At 65.0% G+C, this 18,177-nt stretch carries 17 protein-coding genes, 1 tRNA gene and 2 pseudogenes; 19 read left to right on the forward strand and 1 reads right to left on the reverse strand.

Annotated elements, in window-relative coordinates; genetic code table 11:
- Positions 1-66 precede the first annotated feature (66 nt).
- Positions 67-1,005 (reverse strand): class I SAM-dependent methyltransferase, encoded by a 939-nt coding sequence (locus C1720_RS14115; RefSeq protein WP_102284434.1) that lies wholly within the window; start codon positions 1,003-1,005, stop codon positions 67-69.
- 278 nt (positions 1,006-1,283) lie between these two features.
- Between C1720_RS14115 and C1720_RS01495 the strand changes: the two genes are divergently transcribed.
- The 19 genes and pseudogenes from C1720_RS01495 to radC all read left to right on the forward strand — a co-directional run.
- Positions 1,284-1,970 (forward strand): ComF family protein, encoded by a 687-nt coding sequence (locus C1720_RS01495; RefSeq protein WP_102282992.1) that lies wholly within the window; start codon positions 1,284-1,286, stop codon positions 1,968-1,970.
- 334 nt (positions 1,971-2,304) lie between these two features.
- Positions 2,305-2,685 carry a PTS sugar transporter subunit IIA gene (locus tag C1720_RS01500; RefSeq protein WP_050715834.1) on the forward strand — a complete coding sequence of 127 codons (381 nt, stop codon included), beginning with the start codon at positions 2,305-2,307 and terminating at the stop codon, positions 2,683-2,685.
- A complete protein-coding gene (locus C1720_RS01505; RefSeq protein WP_050715833.1) occupies positions 2,682-2,951 on the forward strand; it encodes an HPr family phosphocarrier protein in 270 nt (89 codons plus the stop codon). The genes C1720_RS01500 and C1720_RS01505 overlap by 4 nt, the downstream gene beginning before the upstream one ends.
- 34 nt (positions 2,952-2,985) lie before the next feature.
- Positions 2,986-3,705 carry a formylglycine-generating enzyme family protein gene (locus C1720_RS01510; protein WP_102282993.1) on the forward strand — a complete coding sequence of 240 codons (720 nt, stop codon included), beginning with the start codon at positions 2,986-2,988 and terminating at the stop codon, positions 3,703-3,705.
- Positions 3,632-4,066, forward strand: a complete 435-nt coding sequence (locus C1720_RS14390) for a formylglycine-generating enzyme family protein (protein WP_255397762.1) — start codon at positions 3,632-3,634, stop codon at positions 4,064-4,066. The genes C1720_RS01510 and C1720_RS14390 overlap by 74 nt, the downstream gene beginning before the upstream one ends.
- A 199-nt stretch (positions 4,067-4,265) precedes the next feature.
- Positions 4,266-4,769: a TlpA disulfide reductase family protein gene (locus C1720_RS01520; RefSeq protein WP_102282995.1), complete on the forward strand. Its 504-nt coding sequence runs from the start codon at positions 4,266-4,268 to the stop codon at positions 4,767-4,769.
- The gene (locus C1720_RS01525) at positions 4,766-5,275 is read left to right on the forward strand and encodes a TlpA disulfide reductase family protein (protein WP_102282996.1); all 510 of its coding nucleotides are present in this window, start codon (positions 4,766-4,768) and stop codon (positions 5,273-5,275) included. Before C1720_RS01520 ends, C1720_RS01525 begins: the two co-directional genes overlap by 4 nt.
- A 93-nt stretch (positions 5,276-5,368) precedes the next feature.
- Entirely contained in the window at positions 5,369-5,839 is a 471-nt protein-coding gene (locus C1720_RS01530) for a GNAT family N-acetyltransferase (protein ID WP_371256952.1), read from the forward strand.
- Between the two features lie 136 nt (positions 5,840-5,975).
- The gene (gspD, locus tag C1720_RS01535; protein ID WP_233199732.1) at positions 5,976-8,384 is read left to right on the forward strand and encodes a type II secretion system secretin GspD; all 2,409 of its coding nucleotides are present in this window, start codon (positions 5,976-5,978) and stop codon (positions 8,382-8,384) included.
- Positions 8,384-9,784 (forward strand): GspE/PulE family protein, encoded by a 1,401-nt coding sequence (locus C1720_RS01540; protein WP_050715826.1) that lies wholly within the window; start codon positions 8,384-8,386, stop codon positions 9,782-9,784. Before gspD ends, C1720_RS01540 begins: the two co-directional genes overlap by 1 nt.
- A 40-nt stretch (positions 9,785-9,824) precedes the next feature.
- Positions 9,825-11,768: a RecQ family ATP-dependent DNA helicase gene (locus tag C1720_RS01545; protein ID WP_102282997.1), complete on the forward strand. Its 1,944-nt coding sequence runs from the start codon at positions 9,825-9,827 to the stop codon at positions 11,766-11,768.
- Positions 11,769-11,779: 11 nt separating this feature from the next.
- Entirely contained in the window at positions 11,780-12,910 is a 1,131-nt protein-coding gene (locus C1720_RS01550; RefSeq protein WP_102282998.1) for a WG repeat-containing protein, read from the forward strand.
- A gap of 53 nt (positions 12,911-12,963) precedes the next feature.
- Entirely contained in the window at positions 12,964-13,944 is a 981-nt protein-coding gene (locus tag C1720_RS01555) for a polyprenyl synthetase family protein (RefSeq protein ID WP_233199734.1), read from the forward strand.
- Between the two features lie 28 nt (positions 13,945-13,972).
- Positions 13,973-14,049, forward strand: a tRNA-Pro gene (locus tag C1720_RS01560).
- A 447-nt stretch (positions 14,050-14,496) separates the two neighbouring features.
- Complete coding sequence (locus tag C1720_RS01565) at positions 14,497-14,862, forward strand: helix-turn-helix transcriptional regulator (protein WP_102282999.1); 366 nt, start codon at positions 14,497-14,499, stop codon at positions 14,860-14,862.
- Between the two features lie 3 nt (positions 14,863-14,865).
- The gene (locus C1720_RS01570; protein ID WP_439650726.1) at positions 14,866-15,951 is read left to right on the forward strand and encodes a replication protein RepA; all 1,086 of its coding nucleotides are present in this window, start codon (positions 14,866-14,868) and stop codon (positions 15,949-15,951) included.
- Between the two features lie 211 nt (positions 15,952-16,162).
- A complete protein-coding gene (locus tag C1720_RS01575) occupies positions 16,163-17,362 on the forward strand; it encodes a tyrosine-type recombinase/integrase (protein ID WP_102283000.1) in 1,200 nt (399 codons plus the stop codon).
- A pseudogene (locus C1720_RS14765) lies at positions 17,359-17,805 on the forward strand (DUF1016 N-terminal domain-containing protein); the annotation flags it as partial. The gene C1720_RS01575 and the pseudogene C1720_RS14765, both read left to right, overlap by 4 nt.
- A 3-nt stretch (positions 17,806-17,808) precedes the next feature.
- Positions 17,809-18,168: pseudogene (gene radC, locus C1720_RS14770) on the forward strand (RadC family protein); the annotation flags it as partial.
- Between the last annotated feature and the right edge of the window lie 9 nt (positions 18,169-18,177).

The following is an 18,177-nucleotide window of genomic DNA, read 5'->3' on the forward strand; positions in this document are numbered from 1 at the left end:
AAAGCGGCAGAAAAAGCAGCAGAAAAGGCGGCAGGGAAGCGGTCAGGCATGGCAGGCGGCTTTCATTCACTCAGCGCGGCTTTCGGGCGGCAGGCTGTGCGGGCGCGGCTGGCGCAGGGCCTGGCGCATGGCGTCCAGGCCGATCACGGTTTCAGCCGACACGGTCGCGCGCGGCACGGGCTTGAGCGCGTGGCCGTAAATCAGCTCGAATTCCAAGGGGATGGAGCCGCTTTCCGCGCCGCTTTCCGCACTGTTTCCGCGCAGGCTTTCCATCTCGGCCAGCAGGCGCGCGTGCCAGCGGCGGCCGCGCAGGGCGGCAAAGCGGCTGCGGCTCAGGTTGCGCCCCAGCGCGCGCAGCTCCTGCAAGGCGCGCTGCGGCGTTTCAAAAGTGAGGGTTACGTGCTCCATGAACATGACCGGCTCGGCAAAGCCGGCCTGCATCAGCATGTCGCCCCAGTCGTGCATGTCGGTGAATTCGTGCGCGGGCGCGGGCCAGCCCAGGCGCGCATACAGCGCGCGCAGGCCGCGCAGCGTGTCCGGCCCCAGGCAGGAAAACATCACAAAGCCATCCACGGCCAGCGCTTGCAGCCACTGGCGCATCAGCGCCTGCGGCTCGGCCACGCGGTGCAGCAGCATGTTGGCCCACACCATTTGCACGCTGCCCGCTTCGGGTTGCGCCACGGTGCGCAAGGCCGGGCGCGCCCAGCGGGCGGGCCGCCACCAGGGCAGGGGCGCGTCGCCCGCATGGCCCTCGCCCGCAGGCACGCCCACGCATTCGGCCTGGGCGAAGTGCGCCGTCACCAGCGCGTGCCCTTGCATGCCGCCGTGGCGTGGCGACCAGTGCGCCCAGCGTTTGACGGGCAGGGTGATCCACGGCAGGCGCTCGGCCATGCGGCGCGCCACTTCTTCATGCAGCCAGGGCGCGGGGCCGGGCAGCGCGGCCAGCCGGGCGGCGGCCCGCGCGTCCAGGGAAGGAGGGGAAGAAGGCGAGGAAGCGGCGGTCATGGCAAAAGCCCCGGCGCGCGGGGCGGATGCGGCTTGGCATCAAAAACAAGAGCGAATTCACAGGGCCTGAAAAGGCTGTCGTCGCAATGAATACGGGGAGGTCTTGCTATGAATCAAGGAGCAGAAAAACCCCTTCGCCACCCCGCCTGCGGCGCTGGGGCGGGCAGTATATTGATGGCGCGGCGCTTGCGCGCCCTGCCGCCGGACCATCCGCAGGCGCTGCGCGGCCTTCTTCCGCTTCTTCCACTTCTTCCGTTTCCTGCTCCCTTTTTCGCCGCATGGCCCTGCTTGCCCGCCTGCTGCCCAGCCAGTGTCATATCTGCCGCGCCTGGCCCGCGCCGCCCATTTGCGCCGGGTGCCTGGCCTGCTTCGTCCGCCCCGAGCCGCGTTGCCTTACCTGCGCCGCGCCGCTGGCGGGCAGCGCGGCGCAGTGCGGCGAGTGTTTGCTCAGGCCCCCGCCCATGAGCCGCACCTTCGCCGCGCTTTCCTATGGCTGGCCCTGGGACGGGCTGCTGGCCCAGTTCAAATTCCATCAGCAAACCGGCCTGGCCGCCCCGCTGGCTGCCATGCTGCTGCAAACGCCCGGCGTGGCGCAGGCCGTGGCCGAAGCCGATGCCGCCGTGCCCGTGCCCGCCTCGCGCCAGCGCCTGGCCGCGCGCGGCTACAACCCCGCCTTGCTGCTGGCCCGCGCCCTGGGCGCGCGGCGCGTGGTGGCCGATGCCCTGCTGCGCCCTCACGACGCGCCGCCCCAGCGCAACCTCAGCCGCGCCCAGCGCCTGCGCCGCGTGCAAAACGCCTTCGTTCCCAACCCCGCGCGCCGGCCCGCCCTGCAAGGCCGCCATGTGCTGTTGATCGATGACGTGATGACCACCGGCGCCACCTTGCGCGCCGCCGCCGAAGCCCTGCTGCGGGCGGGCGCCAGGCAAGTCAGCGCCGCCGTGCTGGCCCGCACGCCGCCGCTTTGAGCGGGCTGCTCTCAGTCTGTCTGCGAACAGCCCCTCAAAAACAGGAGCGAATCCAGGGGCGCCAAAAAGCTGATCTGCGCTGGTTCCACTAGGACATCATGCTATTGAAAAAGGAGCTGAACAAAAGAAACCAGGCCCGGCATGAAGCCAAGCATGGCGAGCGGGTCTGCGCCGCCCGCGCCCGAAAGGATAAATTCAGCCCTTCCACCCGTGCCATGCAGTACCGCTGCCCCGCCTGGCCTCGCGCTGGCCTTTCCCTTTTCCGGAACCCTTGCTGAGCGCAGGCAGGCGGCCCGCCTTTTCGCGCCCGCGCGCAGGTCTTGATCCCACTGATATGACCCATCTGCTTGTCATTGCCCACGCCCCGCTGGCCAGCGCCCTGCGCGATGCCGCCCTGCACGTGTTTCCCGATGCCGCCAGCCACGTGCTGGCGCTGGACGTGCAGGCCCACGTCAGCCCCGATGCCGCCTTGCTGGCCGCGCGCGCGCTGCTGCTGCCGGCTGCCGCGCGCGCGCTGCTGCTGACCGACGTGCTGGGTGCCACGCCCAGCAACGTGGCCAGCCGCCTGGCCGCCGAAACCGGCTCGCCCCTGCTGGCCGGAGCCAATTTGCCCATGCTGCTCAAGGCCATCACCTACCGCGCCGAGCCGCTGCTGGAGCTGGCCGCGCGCGTGCGCGAAGGCGGCCAGCAAGCCATCATCCGCATCGAGCCATGATCGAAAAACAGACCACCATCATCAACAAACTCGGCCTGCACGCCCGCGCCAGCGCCAAGCTCACCAAGCTGGCGGGCAGCTTTCCTTGCGAAGTGTGGATGCAGCGCGGCGAACGCCGCGTGAACGCCAAAAGCATCATGGGCGTGATGATGCTGGCCGCCGGCATGGGCACGGCCGTCACCCTGCAAACCAGCGGCGAACGCGAGCAAGAAGCCATGCAGGCGCTGCTGGCGCTCATCGAAGACAAGTTCGGCGAAGGCGAGTAGCCCGCGCGCCCTCCGGCCTGAACGTGATCCTTCCATGACCGCTCCTTTGCGTCCCGCCTTTTTCATCCTCTGCGCCCTGGCCCTGTGCGGCCCGGCCGCCACCCAGGCCCAGCCGACGCCCGCCATCGAGATGGCGGACATCCCCGCAGGCAGCTTCCTCATGGGCGCGTGCGTGCCGGCCAGCGCCGACAAACAGCGGCGCGCCCGCGATGAATTCATGGGCCGCCCGCCCGCGCAGCCCGCTTGTCAGCCAGAAGAAGAAGCCTTTGGTTCCGCATCCGGCCCGCAGCACGCCGTGCGCGTGCGAGCCTTCCAGCTTGGCAAAACCGCCGTCACGCTGGGCCAGTTCAAGGCCTGGCTGCGCGCCGCCGGGCGTGACGATCTGCTCACCGAAGAGTTCATGCAGGCCAACCGCCACGGCGACCAGGCCCCCGTGGTTTATGTCAGCTGGCATGACGCGCAGGACTACATCCGCTGGCTCAACCAGACCTGGCCGCAGGGTGGCCGCTGGCGCCTGCCCTCGGAAGCCGAATGGGAATACGCCTGCCGCGCGGGCCAGCCTGTTCGCTACTGCGGCAGTGATGACCCCGGCGCCGTAGCCTGGCACGCTGATAACAGTGACCGCCGCATCCACCCCGTAGCACAAAAGCAGCCCAACGCCTGGGGGCTTAAGAGCCTGTTTGCCCCCCGTCCGCAGGCGCGAAAGCGCGGCCTCGGGCGTCCTGCGGCGTTGCAAATCCTCGCCGGGCCATAAGGCCCGTCTGCGGTTTGCGCCTTGCAGCCCATCCCGACCCGCGCTTTCGCCCCTTGCGGCCAGAGGGCAAACAGGCTCTTGCGACATGAGCGGCAACGCCTTTGAATGGGTGCAGGACTGCTGGCACAACAGTTACAAGGAGGGCGGCATGGAAGACGCCGCCCCCGCCGACGGCAGCGCCTGGGAAAGCAGCTGCTCTTTTCGCAACCGCTATTTCAGCGGACTGCGCATGGTGCAGCGCGGCGGCAGCGCGCTGGCTCCGGCCTTTGGCTACGCGCGCGCCCTTGTGCGCCACCATGCCCCTCCCAAGTGGCGGGGCGATGACAGGGGCTTTCGCCTGGCGCGCGATCCGCATCCTTGAGCCGTCAAGGCGTTCCGGGAAAGGCTGTTTCTGCTCTTGTATCCATAGCTGGATGTCCCCGTATTCATTGCGGCACAGGCCCTTTTTGGCAGCCTGAATTTGCTCTTTTTTTTGAATTGAAAGGCCTCTTTTGCCAGCGCTGTCCGCCCAAACAGGCACGGATGGAACGGGAAAGGCTTCTCAAGGACAATCGCCCGCCATGTTCAAGTCCGCATTCCGTTTTTCCTTCTTGCGCCTGCTGCCCCTGCTGGCGCTGGCTTGCGCGCTGCTGGCAGGCTGCACGCAGGAGTCAGCGCCGCAAAGCAGCTTCTTGCTGCTGGACGGCCAGCGCATCTCCACCGAAAGCCTGCGCGGCAAGGTGGCGCTGGTGAATTTCTGGGCCACCAGCTGCACCACCTGCGTGGCCGAAATGCCCGAAATCGCCGCCACCTACGGCAAGTTCAAGGCGCAAGGCTACGAGACGCTGGCCGTGGCCATGCAGTACGACAAGCCCGAATACGTGAGCCGCTTTGCCACGCAGCGGGCGCTGCCTTTTCTGGTGGCTTACGACCATGATGGCCAGGCCGCCAAAGCCTGGGGCGATGTGCGCCTGACGCCCACCACCTTCTTGCTGGACAAGCAGGGCCGCATCGTCAAGCGTTACGTGGGCCAGCCGGACTTTGCCGCGCTGCACGCGCAAATTGAAAAGCTGCTGGCCGAATGAACGCTGCACCGCACAGCGCTTTGCGCCGCCAGCTTTGCCTGGCCGCGCCCGCCCTGCTGGCCGCTGGCGCGCTAGCCGGTTGCAGCCGGCAGCGCGCGCCCTACAGCACGTTCACGCTGCTGGATGGCTCGGCGTTTTATTCGTCCGCCTTCGCGGGTTCGGTGGCGCTGGTGAATTTCTGGGCCACTTCGTGCCCTTATTGCATGAACGAGGCGCCGCAACTGGCCGCGCTTTACCAGCATTACCGCCCTCATGGCTTGCAGGCCGTGGCGGTAGCCATGTCGTACGACCGCGCCGAAAGCCTGATTCGCTTCATGCAAACGAGGCAGCCGCCGTACCCGGTAGCGCATGACCGCGATGGCTCGCTTGCGCGCCAGTGGGGCGATGTGCGCGCCACGCCCACGGCCTTTGTGCTGGACCGCAAAGGGCGCATTGCCCGGCGCTTTGTCGGCTCGCAGCTGCACGAGGTGTCGCGCCTGATTGGCAAGCTGTTGTCCGAAGGCTGAGCGCCCGTTCAGAAAAGCCGGGCGCTACACTGCCCGCCTTCTTCGCCCTTCGCCCTCGCGCCTTGCCCCGCCGTGACCACTCCCGCCGTCGAACTGATCGCCGCTGACACGCCTGAGCGCGTGGCCCAGGCGCGCGCGCTGTTCGAGGAATACGCAGCCGAAGCGGGCATCGACCTGTCCTTTCAGAACTTTGAGCACGAGCTGGCCACGCTGCCTGGCGAATACGCCCCGCCGCGCGGCGCGCTGCTGCTGGCGCTGGTGGACCAACAGGCGGCCGGCTGCTGCGCCCTGCGCCCGCTGGATGATGCCGATACGCCCAACGCCGCCGAAATGAGGCGCTTGTATGTGCGCCGCATGTTCCGGGGCTTTGGCCTGGGGCGGCAGCTGACGGAGCGCATTCTGGACGCCGCCCGCCAGCGCGGCTACCAGTGCGTGCTGCTTGACACGCTGGACGACATGGAATCGGCCCGCGCGCTGTATGAAGACCTGGGCTTCGAGCCGACCGATCCCTACTATCACAACCCCCTGCCCGGAGCGCACTACCTGAAGGTGAACCTGGACTGACCCTCTGGCCGCAAGCGCCCGGACCGCCACCCTTTCATGCTTTCTCCTTCCGGCATGAAATGGGCCGCAAGTCCTCATGGAATCAGCGCAGGCAGCTATCATTTTCAAAGCAGAAAAAGACTTTTTCGATATCCGCATGAGCCAGCTTCTCTCTTTCAAAGGCCATCGCCGCCCGCCGCTGGCGGCCGCCTGTCTGTCCGCCTGCCTGGCGCTTGGCGCGATGCCGGCCCTGCCGCAGGCGGCGCAGGCGTCCGGCAAGGCCAGCCCAAAAGCGGCCCAGAAGGCCGCCAGCCAGCCCAAGGCACAGAAGGCGGCGTCTGGCGCGCCCCGGCGCGACCCAAAAGCTGACGTGACGCTGGATTTTGAAAATGCCGAAATCGAGGCCGTCGCGCGCGCCATGGCCACGCTCAGCGGCCGCAATGTGGTGGTAGACCCGCGCGTGAAGGGCACGATTACGCTGTCCAGCACCGTTGCCGTCACCCCTGCCGAGGCCATGCGCCTGTTTGCGGCGCAGTTGCGCACGCAGGGCTTTTCGGTGGTGGAAACCGATGGCATGTCGCTGGTGCTGCCCGAGGCCGAAGCCAAGCTGCGCAGCGGCAGCGTGCGGACGCAGACGCCGCGGAGCACCGGCAGCGGGCAGGTGCAGACGCAAATCTTCCGCCTCATGCATGAAAACGCGGCCAACCTGGTGCCCGTGCTGCGCCCGCTGATCAGCCCCAACAACACTATCAACGTCAGCCCCGGCGGCAACGCGCTGGTCATCACCGACTACAGCGACAACCTGCAACGCATGGGCCGCATCATCGCCGCGCTGGACATCTCCAACGCCACGGGCGTGGAGGTGGTGCCGCTCAAGCACGCCGTGGCCGCCGACCTAGCGCCGCTGGTGCTGCGCCTGGCCGAGGCGGGCGGCAGCGCCATGCCCGCCGCGCCCGGCAACGGCAACATGGCCGTGCAGGCCAGCGCGGGCAGCGGCGTCTTTCCCACCACGCTCATTCCGGAGCCGCGCAGCAATTCCATCATCGTGCGCGCGGCCAACCCGGCCAAACTGGCGCAGATCAAGGGGCTGATCCAGCAGCTGGACCTGCCTTCGGCCACGCATGACGACGGCAGCAGCGGCAACATTCACATCGTCCACCTCAAAAATGCCGATGCGGTGAAGCTGGCCGTGACCTTGCGCGCCGCACTGGCGGCCCTGCCGGGGCAGCAGCAAGGCGCAACCGGCGGCGCAGCCAGCGCGGCGGCGACCGCCTCAACGGGTTCCTCCTCCAGCAGCCGCAACAGCGCCAGCAGCAGCGTGCAAAGCAGCGGCAGCGGGCTGAATACCGGCCCCAGCATCGACGCCGAAGGCGACAACCAGCCTTCCACCGGCGGGCAAATTCAGGCCGATCCGGCCACCAACTCGCTCATCATCAGCGCGCCAGGGCCGGTGTACCGCGAGCTGCGCGAAGTCATCAACAAGCTGGACGAGCGCCGCGCGCAGGTATTCGTGGAAAGCCTGATTGCCGAAGTGCGTACCGACAAGGCGGCCGAATTCGGCATCCAGTGGCAAGGGCTGGTCGGCCGCCGCGACGGGGCCAACGTGGGCATCATCGGCACCAACTACAACACGGGCGGCACCAACATCATTTCGCTGGCCAGCCAGTTCCGCAACGGCATGCCGTCGTCCGACCGCAACGTGGTCATGCCCGCGCAAGGCATGAATCTGGCCTTCGGCCACCGCGTCAATGGCCTGTTCACGCTGGGCGCGCTGGCCAACTTCCTGCAAGCCACGGGCACGGGCAATGTGCTGTCCACGCCCACGCTGCTCACGCTGGACAACGAGGAAGCCAAGATCATCGTGGGCCAGAACGTGCCTTTCGTGACGGGCAGCTACACCAACACGGGCGGCTCCAACGCCGCGCTCAACCCCTTCCAGACCTATGACCGCCAGGACGTGGGCCTGACTTTGCGCGTGCGCCCGCAAATCAGCGAAAACGGCACCGTGAAGATGGTGATCTACCAGGAAACCTCCAGCGTGGTGAAGGAAACACAGAATGCCGCGCAAGGCCCCACGACCAACAAGCGCGCCATTGAATCCAGCGTGCTGGTGGAAGACGGCTCCATCGTGGTGCTGGGCGGCCTGCTGGAAGACAACTACGCCGAAAAGGAAAGCAAGGTGCCCGTGCTGGGCGACGTGCCCGTGGTGGGCAATCTGTTCAGAAGCCGCGAGCGCGGCTACGTGAAAACCAACCTGATGGTGTTTCTGCGCCCCGTGGTGGTGCGCGACGCGCCTTCGACCGAGCAGTATTCCGTGAGCCGCTACGACATGATGCGCGCCGCACAGCAGGACAACCAGCCCGATCCGAGCAGCGTGCTCAAGGTCAATATCGCGCCCGTCATGCCGCCCGCCCAGCCTCTTTACAAGGATGAGTGGAAAAACGAAGCGCCGCCCGCTCCCCTGAACCACGGCAGCGCGGCCCCCGCCCCCGGCATGGTGCGGCAGGAAAAGCGCTCTTCTTTCCGCATGCCCGCTTCCGGCGAAGCCAACTACATGGGGGATTGATGCGCTATCCCCTGCCCTACGCCTTCGCGCGCGCGGCCCTGCTGCTGCTGGAAGACGACGGCCAGACGCTCACCTTGTGGGCCAGCCCGCGCAGCGACCGCGCCAGCCTGGGCGAGGCGCTGCGCTGCCACGGCCAGGGCGAGCGGCCCTTGACGCTGCAAGTGCAGGACGAAGCCACGCTGGCCCAGCGCATCAGCAACGCCTACGCGCAGGGCGAATCCAGCGCCGCCGCCGTAGTCAGCGAAGTGCAGTCTGACGTGGACCTCTCGCGCATCATGCAGGAGCTGCCTGCCGTGGAAGACTTGCTGGAGGCGGCGGACGACGCGCCCATCATCCGCATGCTCAACGCGCTGCTCACGCAGGCCGCGCGCGATGGCGCGAGCGACATTCACATTGAGCCTTACGAGCGCCACTCCAGCGTGCGCTTTCGCGTGGACGGCACGCTGCGCGAGGTGGTGCAGCCCAACCGCGCGCTGCACGCCGCGCTCATCAGCCGCCTGAAGATCATGGCCGAGCTGGACATTGCCGAAAAGCGCCTGCCGCAAGATGGCCGCATCAGCCTGCGGCTTGGCACGCGGGCCATCGACGTGCGCGTATCGACCCTGCCCGGCGCGCATGGCGAGCGGGCGGTGCTGCGCCTGCTGGACAAGTCTGAAAGCCGCCTCACGCTGGAAGCCGTGGGCATGCAAGGCGGCGTGCTGCAACGCTTTGAGCAGCTCATTCACCAGCCGCACGGCATCATTTTGGTGACCGGCCCCACAGGCAGCGGCAAAACGACCACGCTGTACGCCAGCCTGGCGCGGCTGGATGCGGCGCACAGCAACATCATGACGGTGGAAGACCCCATCGAATACGACTTGCCGGGCGTGGGGCAGACGCAGGTGAACCCGCGCATTGAACTCACCTTCGCCCGCGCGCTGCGCGCCATCTTGCGGCAAGACCCGGACGTGGTGATGATTGGCGAAATCCGCGATGCGGAAACGGCGCAGATCGCCATTCAGGCCAGTCTGACGGGCCACCTGGTGCTGGCCACGCTGCACACCAACGACGCGCCTAGCGCCATCACGCGGCTGACCGATATGGGCGTGGAGCCGTTTTTGCTGTCATCTTCCCTGCTGGGCGTGCTGGCACAGCGGCTGGTGCGCAAATACTGCGCCGCCTGCCACGGCAAAGGCTGCGAGGCCTGCGGGCGCACGGGCTACCAGGGGCGCATCGGCGTGTTCGAGCTGCTGACTGTGGATGACGCCATTCGCGCCCAGATTCACGGCCAGGCGCCCGAGGCGGACATCCGTGCCCAGGCCCTGTCTGGCGGCATGACCCTGATGCGCGACGACGGCGCGCGGCTGGTGGAGCAGGGCGTGACCAGCCGCGAAGAAGTGCTGCGCGTCACGCGCGACTGACTGGCCGCCAACCGCCATCCCTGCACGCTTTTCACTCACCATGCCCGCAGTTCAGGCCCCGGCAGACATCCTGCGCGAAGTCTTCGGCTACGCCAGCTTCCGGGGGCAGCAGCAGGACATCATCGAACACGTCACGGGCGGCGGCGATGCGCTGGTGCTCATGCCCACGGGCGGCGGCAAATCGCTGTGCTACCAGATTCCGGCCATTGCCCGCCAGCGGGCCGGGCATGGCGCCACGCTGGTCATCTCGCCGCTCATCGCCCTCATGCAAGACCAGGTGGACGCGCTGCACGAAGCGGGCGTGGCCGCCAGCTTCCTCAATTCCACGCAAGACTGGCGCGAGGCCCAGGCCGTGGAGCGGCAGCTGCTGGCAGGGCACATCACGCTGCTGTACGCCGCGCCCGAGCGCGTGACCACGCCGCGCTTTCTGGAGCTGCTGGATGCGCTGCACGCGCGCGGGCAGCTGGGCCTTTTTGCCATCGACGAAGCGCACTGCGTGAGCCAGTGGGGGCACGACTTCCGCCCCGAATACCGGGCGCTGACGCTGCTGCACGAACGCTGGCCCGGCGTGCCGCGCATTGCCCTCACCGCCACGGCTGATGCGCTCACGCGCGCCGACATCATCGAGCGGCTGCGGCTGCAAGGCGCACGGCAGTTCGTGAGCAGCTTTGACCGGCCCAACATCCGCTACACCATCGTCGAGAAAAAAGACCCCGCGCGGCAGCTGCTGCAATTCATCGAACGCGAACACGCGGGCGAAGCGGGCGTGGTGTACTGCCAGTCACGCAAGCGCGTGGAAGACATGGCCGCCACGCTGAACGCCCACGGCATCACCGCCCTGCCCTACCACGCCGGCCTGCCCGCCACCGAGCGCCAGCACAACCAAAGCCGCTTTTTGCGCGAAGACGGCATCGTCATGTGCGCCACCATCGCCTTTGGCATGGGCATCGACAAACCGGACGTGCGCTTTGTCGCCCACGTGGACATGCCCAAGAACATCGAGGGCTACTACCAGGAAACGGGCCGCGCCGGCCGTGACGGCGAACCCGCCGACGCCTGGATGGCCTACGGCCTGCAAGACGTGGTGAACCAGCGCCGCATGATTGATGAAAGCCCGGCCGAAGAAAGCTTCCGGCAGGTGATGCGCGGCAAGCTCGATGCCCTGCTGGCCCTGGCCGAAGCCACCGACTGCCGCCGCGCCCGCCTGCTGGCCTACTTTGGCGAGGAAATGGCGCCCAGGCCCCATGGCACTACCAAAAAGATAGCTGCCGGCGCAGATTCCACTAGGACAAACGGCCATTTTGACCACTGGTGCGGCAACTGCGACAACTGCCTGAACCCGCCCCAAGTGTGGGACGCCACCGACTGCGCCCGCAAGCTGCTGTCCACCATCTACCGCGTGCAGCAGATGAGCGGCATCAGCTTTGGCGCGGGGCACATCATGGACATCCTGCGCGGCAAGCCGACGGACAAGGTCGCGCAATTCGGCCATCAGCAAATCTCCACTTTCGGCATCGGCAGCGAATACAGCGAAGCCCAGCTGCGCAGCGTGCTGCGCCAGCTCATCGCCCTGGGCGCGCTGCAAGTAGACGCCGCTTCCTACAACACCTTGCGCCTGCTGGAGCCTGCCCGCCCCATCCTGCGCGGCGAGCAGCCCGTGCATTTGCGGGCCGCCGCCAGTGCCAAAAAAGAAACCCGCAAGCGCCAGGCGCCCGCTCACAAAGCGCCCGCGCCCGCCGCTGCCGAGCTGGACGCCGCTGCCCAGGCGCGCTTTGCCGCTCTCAAGGCCTGGCGCGCCGAAACCGCCCGCGAGCACAACCTGCCCGCCTACGTCATCTTTCACGACGCCACCCTGGCCGCCATCGCCGCCCGCGCCCCGCAAGCGCTGCAAGACCTGCAAGGCGTCAGCGGCATCGGCGCCACCAAACTGGAGCGATACGGGCAGGCTGTGCTCGACGCCTGCCTGGTCGCTTCCGCTCACTGAATCCGTCCGCCATGAAATTCCGCCTCTTCGCCCTGTTGCTCTGTCTGGCCGCCTGCGCCCCAGCCTGGACCGCCGAAAAAGCCGCTGCCCAAGCCAACGACGCCCCTCCTGCCTGGCTGGTCTGGATACCCGTGCAAAACGGCTATTACGACCCCGCCCGCCAAAGTTGGGCCATCTCTCCGCCCGCCCGCCCCCAAAATGACGATGAACGCCACCCCTTTTCACGCAACGGGCTGGCTCCGGCCCGCCATAACGGCAAATATGGCTATATTGATACCCACGGAAAATGGAAAATCAAGCCGCAATACGATGCCGCCGCGCCGTTTTCTGAAAATCATCTGGCCGTCGTCCGCAAAGACAAGCGTGATATCTACATCAATGAAAAAGGCCAAAAGGCATTCAAAATGACTTTTGCGCAGGCTGGCTCATTCGGCGCCAATCAGCTGGCCATTGCGCGGCAAGACGGTTTATCTGGTTTTCTGGATGCCCTGGGCCAATGGAAAATTGCCGCGCGTTTTGCCAGGGCGCGCCCTTTCGCCCCTAATGGCCTGGCCGCAGCCAGCTCCGGCCAAGCCCCTGATCAATGGGGCTATATCAACGCCAGCGGCGCCTGGGCCATTCCCGCCAAATTCGACAGTGCGGGCGACTTTGCCGCCAACGGACTGGCTCCCGCCAGCCAGGGCGGCAAACACGGTTTTCTTGACCAACGGGGCAACTGGGCCGTGCCTGCACAGTTTGAACAAGCCCGCCCTTTCGCAGCCAACGGACTGGCGCGCGCCCAGCAAAACGGGAAATGGGGCTATGTGAATGCCTTTGGCCGCTGGGTTATTCCTGTTCACTTTGATGAAGCGGACGATTTTGAAGCCAACGGCCTGGCTGGAGCCAAGCAAAATGGGCTGGCCGGCTATTTGAATGAGCGCGGCGACTGGGCCATTGCCGCGCAATTCACGGAAGTTTCTCCATTTGAAAACCGCCCGTGGGCCAAAGTCATTCAGAGCAAAACGGAATTGCCCGGATTCATTGACGCGCGCGGCCAATGGATTGTCCGACAAGACAGGGTTTGCGGCCAAACCGTGGTCAAAAATGCTGGCGACGAGATTATCTGGCCCCGCAAATTCAGCGCCGCCTGCGACAAGAAATAATTACTTCGCGCTGGCTATAATTTTCTCCATTTTTTTGCAAGCGGTTTTCAACTGTGCCCGTATCCTCATCCATCCAGAAAATTCTCGCTCTCGTCGCCGATGACCTGCGCCAGGTTGACGCCACCATTGCGCAGCGGCTGGACTCCGGCGTGCCACTGGTTGGCGAAGTGGCGCGCTACATCATCTCTTCCGGCGGCAAACGCTTGCGCCCGGTTCTGCTGCTGCTGGCCTGCGGCGCCCTGGGCTACAAGGGGGAACAACGCTTCAATCTGGCCGCCGTGGTCGAATTCATCCATACGGCCACCTTGCTGCATGACGACGTGGTCGATGAATCCACCCTGCGGCGCGGCCGCAGCACGGCCAACGAGGTTTTTGGCAACCCGGCCAGCGTGCTGGTCGGCGACTTTCTCTACTCGCGCGCCTTCCAGATGATGGTGGACAGCAACAACATGCGCGTGATGCAGATCCTGGCCGATGCCACCAACGTCATCGCCGAAGGCGAAGTGCTTCAGCTCATGAACATTCATAACGCCACGCTCGATGAAGCGGCCTATCTGCACGTCATTCGTTCCAAAACCGCCAAACTGTTTGAAGCCAGCGCCCGCCTGGGCGCCGTGCTCGCCGACAGCGGCGCCGCCATGGAAGCCGCCTGCGTCGAGTACGGCCGATCCCTGGGCACCGCCTTCCAAATCATTGACGACGTACTCGACTATGACGGTGACAGCCATGAGATGGGCAAGAACCTGGGCGACGACCTGCGCGAAGGGAAAGCCACGCTGCCGCTCATCATCGCCATGCAGCGCAGCCGCGCCGAAGAAGCGGCTGTTGTGCGCCGCGCCGTGGAAGAAGGCAGTGCGCAAGACATGGAAGCCATCATCTCCATCGTGCGCCAAAGCGGCGCGCTGCAAGGCGCGCGCGAAGTAGCCGCCCGCCAGGCTGAAAGCGCCATTCGCGCAGCTGCCTTGCTGCCCGCCAATCCTCATAGTCAGTCAATGATAGAATTGGCGACTCAACTTTTGCAGCGGCGGACCTGAAATCTCCTTCAGCCTTCCCGCCCGCATACGGGGTGTAGCTTAGCCTGGTAGAGCGCTACGTTCGGGACGTAGAGGCCGGAGGTTCGAATCCTCTCACCCCGACCAGGATTCAAGAGTCAAATCAAGCACTTAGCTGGTTTGGCTCTTTTTCTTTGTGCATAGCAATTCAGAGTAAATCACCCTATTTGATGGCCCAACAATGGCCCAAAACCTTGGGTGCTCTTGCTGCTTGTAGCACCCGACTCTATACTGCTGTTCACGACAAACCAGTGTGGCAGGTTGGCGGAGTGGACAGGCATCCCCCGTCCTCGCTCAGGAAGCGCCTGCACGTTCTCCGGGGGATTCAGCGATAACCCGGCACGCCAATCACTGCGCCCGAAATTCCTGGGCCATCTTCCCGGTGGACTGTCGCAGCGCGAAAAGGCGCGACGAGATGCTGAAGTTAGGTTGAGCTTCCTCCAACCGTGCTCTTCGATCTCGACAGGGCTCTGGTCTCGAAAACTGTCAATCGCTTCACGAGCCGCTTGTCGGCTCACGACGAGTTTTCGAGCCATGCAACTTCCCCTGCTGCCAGAAGCGCAAGCTGGCATTCCCATCGTCCGAGCGACCCTTGACTCCCCATCCGCCCCGGTGCGGGTTCTCTTCACCGAGGACTTGTCCCGGATGCTGGGCAAGAGCGTCACCACCATCCGCACCTTCGCCACCAGCTCCAAGTACAGCCACCTGATTCCCCGCCCGTTCAAGATGCCAGGCAGCCGCAGGCTGTGCTGGTACGAACGCGATGTGCTCGCCTGGATCGAGTCCACCAAGCCTGCGGAACCACCGCCCCCACGGCGACCACGCGGGCGCCCCACCAAAGCAGAGCAAATAGCCCGCCAACGCTGGGCTGCGACCACTTTTACCCAGCCAAACACTTGAGCAGTGGACGCCGAAATCACCAGCGCGTCCAAACCGCGCTCGGCTTCTCCGTTTGACGATGCACTGGATTGGCTCTATCGGAAGAGCGCTGAAGTGTCGGCTCACGCTGCGGCAGCGACAGCACACCTTCCCGACAGTCCTCTTCCCGTCAGCATTGAACAAACAGCCACGGGAACTAAGATCCAACCCAAAGACAAGGTTGGTACTGGCCGTGCGCTCACGCGTGCCGAATCCGCGCTGATCGTGGTAGGAGGAAAAATTGCGGCGACGATGCCCGAAGGGCAGGACATGGCGTTCACTCATGCCGTGCTTTGCCAAGTCGGGCTGCCACGCGCCAAGGTCGAGGGTCGGGAGTTCATGCGCCAGTCCGGGGCCGCATGGGTAAACGTGCAAGCGGGCCTTCTGGATGAAGGCAAGGGGCCTGTGATGCAGCCTGTGCCCTACGGCCCGATGCCCCGCATGGCGCTGGCGTGGATCTCCACCTATGCGTTACGCACTGGAGAACAGGAAATCCACATCGGAAACAGCGCCGCCGAGTTCCTGCGGCTCATGGGCATGGGTGACGACGGCAAACGCTATGCAACCTTGCGCAAGCAGATGCACGCCCTGGCCGCCTGTCGCTTGCAGCTTGGCTTCAAAGGCCGCACCTACAACGGGCAGCCAGTAGAGCAGTTCGACGCATGGCAAAGCAACAAGGACACGGCGCAGCGTTCGCTTTGGCCGGGAGTGATGCGGCTTTCTGAAAGCTACTTCGGTTCATTGATCGAAAGCGCAGTGCCGCTCGACAATCGCGCATTGATGGCACTCAAAGGCTCCGCGCTGGCACTCGACGTATATGCGTGGCTGGCCCATCGTCTGCATCGTATCGAGGGCAAGGGCATCATCTTGCACTGGCATTCACTGCGGGAGCAGTTCGCACAAGAGTACACAGGCAAGGATGCCGACAAGGATTTCAAAAAGAAATTTCTTCCCGCGCTGCGAAAAGTGCTCGCAGCTTATCCACAGGCCAAGGTGCAGCAAGTCAGGGGCGGGGTACTGCTAAATGGCTCCCCTCCGCCGATTCCTCTCAAAGGCGGGCCGACGAAGTAGCCTGACAAATACCAAGGCCCTGATGGGCCTTTTTTGTTTCACGATGACTCCAGTACCGCTATTCGCTGGACTACACCAAGGCTCGATACAGCAGGTTTATCAATCACTTAGGCGAGTTCAACATATGCCGGTGCTTTCCGAAACCTGACCCGGCTTCCCCTCGCGTGGCTCCCATGCGGCTCTTGGAAACCGGGCTTTCCGAGGAGTCATCATGGCGAAGATCAAGCTCACCAAGTCCGCAGTCGATGCGGCGCAACCTCAAGACAAGGCCATCGAACTGCGGGATACCGTGGTGCCCGGCTTCCTGTGCAAGATCACCCCAGCGGGCCGCAAGGTGTTCATGCTCCAGTACCGCACGAACGCGGGCGAGCGCCGCAAGCCCGCCCTGGGCCAGTACGGGGAACTAACGGTCGATCAGGCACGCACGATGGCGCAGGAGTGGCTGGCCGAGGTGCGCAAGGGCGGCGACTCCAGCGCGGCCAAGAACGCCGCCCGCAAGGCACCGACCATGAAGGATTTTTGCCACACCTTCATGGAGGACTATTCCAAGCAGCGCAACAAGCCCAGCACGCAACGCGGCTATCAGGGCGTCATTGACCGTTGCATCATCCCGATCATGGGCCGGATGAAGGTGCAGGACGTGAAGCGCCCGGACGTGGCTGCGCTGATGAAGAAGCTAGCCTACAAGCAGGCCGAGGCGAATCGCACCTTTGGCGTGCTGCGCAAGATGTTCAACCTGGCCGAAGTGTGGGGACTGCGCCCCGACGGCACGAATCCGTGCCGCCACGTCCCGATGTACCCGCCCGGCAAGGAAACCCGGCTCATCGTGGACGATGAGCTGGTGCGGATATTCCGCCATCTGGAGCATCTGGAGGTCGAGGGACTGGAGAACTACGTCATCCCGCTGGCGATTCGCCTGCAATTCGAGTTCGCCGCCCGGCGCTCCGAAATCTGCCCACTCCAATGGGATTGGATTGATTTGGAGAATCGGAGGGTCGTCTGGCCTGACAGCAAGACCGGCGGTATCTCCAAGCCCATGAGCGAGGAAGCCTATCGGCTGCTGTCCACCGCACCGCGCTGGGCAGGCTGCCCCTACGTCCTGCCGTCGCCGAACGATCCGACTCGGCATCTGACCCACGGCGAGCACTACGGCGGCTGGACGCGCGTGCTCAAGGCCGCTGGCGTGCCCCACGTCGGCACGCACGGCATCCGCCATCGGGCCACGACCGACATTGCCAACTCAGGCGTGCCGACCAAGGTGGGCATGAAGCTCACAGGTCACAAGACCGTGGCGATGTTTATGCACTATGTTCATACCGAGGACAAGCCGGTGCGGGATGCGGCCGAACTGGTGGCGAACCGGCGGCTGGCGATTACCGGGGCATCCCGTTCTATGGAGGTGACAGCATGACAAGGAAGACGACCGTGGCAACGCGGAAACCTGCGGCTTTACCGGCCGGCTATGCCGGCATCCACGGCGGCATCGTGGAACTGCTGGATGCGGCGCGCCAGGCGGCGGCGCGCAGTGTCAATGCGCTGATGACAGCCAGCTATTGGGAGATTGGCCGTCGGATCGTCGAGGCCGAGCAGAAAGGCAGGCGACGGGCCGGTTACGGCGAGCAGTTGATGGAGCGCTTGTCCACCGATCTGACAGCGCGATTCGGGCGCGGTTTCAGCCCGGACAACCTGGAGAACATGCGGCGCTTCTTCGTCGCTTACCCCTTTGAGGCAATTTCCGAGACACTGTCTCGGAAATCTGGTGAAGGACTGCCCATAGAGAATTCCGAGACAGTGTCTCGGAAATTCGGCCTCTCCGAACTGGCCCAGGTCTTCACCCTGCCGTGGTCGGCCTATGAGTTCACTTCTCCGACGTTGGTCAAGGAGTACTTGCGCAACAAGCTGGCAGGCTTCGAGCATGAAGTCTTTGCGGTGCTGTTCCTGGATACGCGCCATCGACTGATCGAGTATCGGGAGATGTTCCACGGCACCATCGACAGTGCATCGGTGTATCCGCGTGAAGTGGTCAAGGAAGCGCTACGGCTCAATGCGGGGGCGGTGATCCTTTCGCACAACCATCCCAGCGGGAATCCTGAGCCGTCACAGGCCGATAAGGTGCTGACACAGCGGCTCAAGGAAGCACTGGGGCTAGTGGAGGTGCGTACGCTGGATCATGTCATTGTGGCTGGCGCAGATACGGTGTCGTTTGCGGAGCGAGGGCAGATGGGA

The sequence above is a fragment of the Ottowia massiliensis genome (assembly GCF_900240305.1).
Classification (GTDB): domain Bacteria; phylum Pseudomonadota; class Gammaproteobacteria; order Burkholderiales; family Burkholderiaceae_C; genus Ottowia; species Ottowia massiliensis.

Coding starts and splice junctions, on each gene's coding strand:
- C1720_RS14115 (WP_102284434.1), bottom strand. CDS start 1,005: ATGACCGCCGCTTCCTCGCCTTCTTCCCCTCCTTCCCTGGACGCGCGG.
- C1720_RS01495 (WP_102282992.1), top strand. CDS start 1,284: ATGGCCCTGCTTGCCCGCCTGCTGCCCAGCCAGTGTCATATCTGCCGC.
- C1720_RS01500 (WP_050715834.1), top strand. CDS start 2,305: ATGACCCATCTGCTTGTCATTGCCCACGCCCCGCTGGCCAGCGCCCTG.
- C1720_RS01505 (WP_050715833.1), top strand. CDS start 2,682: ATGATCGAAAAACAGACCACCATCATCAACAAACTCGGCCTGCACGCC.
- C1720_RS01510 (WP_102282993.1), top strand. CDS start 2,986: ATGACCGCTCCTTTGCGTCCCGCCTTTTTCATCCTCTGCGCCCTGGCC.
- C1720_RS01520 (WP_102282995.1), top strand. CDS start 4,266: ATGTTCAAGTCCGCATTCCGTTTTTCCTTCTTGCGCCTGCTGCCCCTG.
- C1720_RS01525 (WP_102282996.1), top strand. CDS start 4,766: ATGAACGCTGCACCGCACAGCGCTTTGCGCCGCCAGCTTTGCCTGGCC.
- gspD (WP_233199732.1), top strand. CDS start 5,976: ATGAGCCAGCTTCTCTCTTTCAAAGGCCATCGCCGCCCGCCGCTGGCG.
- C1720_RS01540 (WP_050715826.1), top strand. CDS start 8,384: ATGCGCTATCCCCTGCCCTACGCCTTCGCGCGCGCGGCCCTGCTGCTG.
- C1720_RS01545 (WP_102282997.1), top strand. CDS start 9,825: ATGCCCGCAGTTCAGGCCCCGGCAGACATCCTGCGCGAAGTCTTCGGC.
- C1720_RS01550 (WP_102282998.1), top strand. CDS start 11,780: ATGAAATTCCGCCTCTTCGCCCTGTTGCTCTGTCTGGCCGCCTGCGCC.
- C1720_RS01565 (WP_102282999.1), top strand. CDS start 14,497: ATGCAACTTCCCCTGCTGCCAGAAGCGCAAGCTGGCATTCCCATCGTC.
- C1720_RS01575 (WP_102283000.1), top strand. CDS start 16,163: ATGGCGAAGATCAAGCTCACCAAGTCCGCAGTCGATGCGGCGCAACCT.